The organism is Priestia sp. VA7 (assembly GCF_055710015.1).
In genome coordinates this window covers 1-1,819 of the sequence record NZ_JBVQPN010000032.1, presented here as the reverse complement: position 1 = coordinate 1,819, position 1,819 = coordinate 1, and the positions used below count along the sequence as shown (strand labels likewise).

At 37.6% G+C, this 1,819-nt stretch carries 3 protein-coding genes; 1 reads left to right on the top strand and 2 read right to left on the bottom strand.

Translation table 11 applies throughout. The features are described 5' to 3' along the window. Positions 1-15 precede the first annotated feature (15 nt). Positions 16-216: a cold-shock protein gene (locus AC0C45_RS29970; RefSeq protein ID WP_013083582.1), complete on the top strand. Its 201-nt coding sequence runs from the start codon at positions 16-18 to the stop codon at positions 214-216. 86 nt (positions 217-302) lie between these two features. Here AC0C45_RS29970 and AC0C45_RS29965 read toward each other — a convergent pair whose 3' ends face one another. Both AC0C45_RS29965 and AC0C45_RS29960 read right to left on the bottom strand, forming a co-directional pair. Continuing rightward, on the bottom strand, positions 303-473 hold the full coding sequence (locus tag AC0C45_RS29965) for a hypothetical protein (RefSeq protein WP_162837703.1): 171 nt from the start codon (positions 471-473) through the stop codon (positions 303-305). A 230-nt stretch (positions 474-703) separates the two neighbouring features. Further along, a partial coding sequence (locus AC0C45_RS29960) for a DEAD/DEAH box helicase (RefSeq protein ID WP_472929326.1) occupies positions 704-1,819 on the bottom strand: 1,116 nt, incomplete at its 5' end.

The following is a 1,819-nucleotide window of genomic DNA, read 5'->3' as shown; positions in this document are numbered from 1 at the left end:
TAGGAGGCAACAAAAATGGAACACGGTAAAGTAAAATGGTTTAATGCTGACAAAGGTTTCGGATTTATCGAGCGCGAAGGTGGAGAAGATGTGTTTGTTCATTTCTCAGCTATTCAAGGGGAAGGTTTTAAATCCTTAGATGAAGGTCAAGAAGTGACTTTCGATATCGAACAAGGGCAACGTGGCCCACAAGCGACAAACGTACGTAAAGCATAAGAAACCATTCTAAAAACAGACTCTACCTTTAGAGTCTGTTTTTATTTTAAAAGTCCTTTTTACCAGAACTCATTCAATAGTAATTGTTATTCATGTTTCATTAATTCTTCTTCAAAGAAAAAAGTACCAGGATATTTATCGACTGTATAAGAGTATCTTTTCATGTTTTTCACATAATGACTTTTTAAAACTGTTACTAATTCATTAGATTCTCTTATAGCTACTACTTCTCCATTAGTAAATATACTTTGGCTCATATCCTCATCCCTCTAATACCAGAAATAATATAGTTTTTACTTTCAATTGTCTTAGAGATAATTAAAATCTCCTAAGATTCTTTATTTTTGCCAAGTTCTTTTGTACGGTATTTTTTAGTCCTTCACAATCATAAGGATTAAAGGTTAGTGGTTTTTGGTTTTTGACACCTTACAGTGTAATAAATCTCGATACCTGCTAGTAAAGCATACCGTTTTCAAACAACAAGAGATTATTTTCTATAATTTTTTTTACGGCCCACTGTCTCTTTTCTACCTCTACCTCTCTTACGTTCTGCTCTTGCCTTTTTATTACGAAGTGGTGCCACTTCAGTCAATTGGACAGGAGTCATATTCGATTCTTTTGTTAAGAGCTTTAAAGTAGCTGACAATAGGGTAACAGAATCCATCTCTTCTAATAACTTTTCCGCCATAGGTTTATATTCCCCAAACTCACCCTTTTCGATGGCGGTCAAAACGCGGTGAATGATTGCTTCCTGATGTCCTGCCATTACCTCACTAGAAGTAGGAGGTGATTGTCTAGACATTCTGGTTTTCGTGACATCTTCTATCACTTTTAAGTGATGACGTTCTCTCGGAGTTATAAATGTAACGGCCAATCCCTTAGTACCTGCCCGTCCTGTTCGACCAATACGATGAACATAGCTTTCAGGATCCTGAGGAATATCAAAATTGTAGACATGGCTGACACCTGTAATATCAAGTCCTCTTGCTGCAACGTCGGTTGCGACCATAATCTCAATGGTATGCTCTTTGAATTGACGAATGACATCGGCCCGTTTTGATTGGGTAAGGTCTCCGTGAATGCCTTCTGCTGCATATCCACGTTTTTTTAGCCCTTCGGCAAGTTCATCCACACGTTTTTTCGTACGTCCAAATACAATAGCCAGGTCTGGTGATTGAAGATCTACAAGATTGCAAAGAACATCAAACTTTCGATTTTCTGGAATTTCTACATACTGTTGCTCAATATTCTTTACTGTTAACTGCTTCGCTTTTACTTGCACGAGTTCAGGAGTGTTCATAAATTTCTGTGCTAAACTTTGTACTTGCTTGGACATGGTTGCCGAAAATAGTAAAGTTTGATGGGGAGAAGAGATGCCACCAAGAATCGTTTGGATATCTTCAATAAAACCCATGTTTAACATTTCATCTGCCTCATCCAGAACAGCCGTACGAATATGATTTAAACGAATGGTTCTTCTTTTCATATGGTCCATAAGACGTCCAGGAGTTGCTGAGATAATATGAGGCCTTTTCTTAAGGGCCTTGATTTGACGATTAATGTCCTGCCCCCCATAAATAGGTAATGTTTTAACTCCTTTTAC

Bases quoted from the DNA above. Each gene is read 5' to 3' on its own strand.
- AC0C45_RS29970 (WP_013083582.1), top strand. From the start codon at position 16: ATGGAACACGGTAAAGTAAAATGGTTTAATGCTGACAAAGGTTTCGGA.
- AC0C45_RS29965 (WP_162837703.1), bottom strand. From the start codon at position 473: ATGAGCCAAAGTATATTTACTAATGGAGAAGTAGTAGCTATAAGAGAA.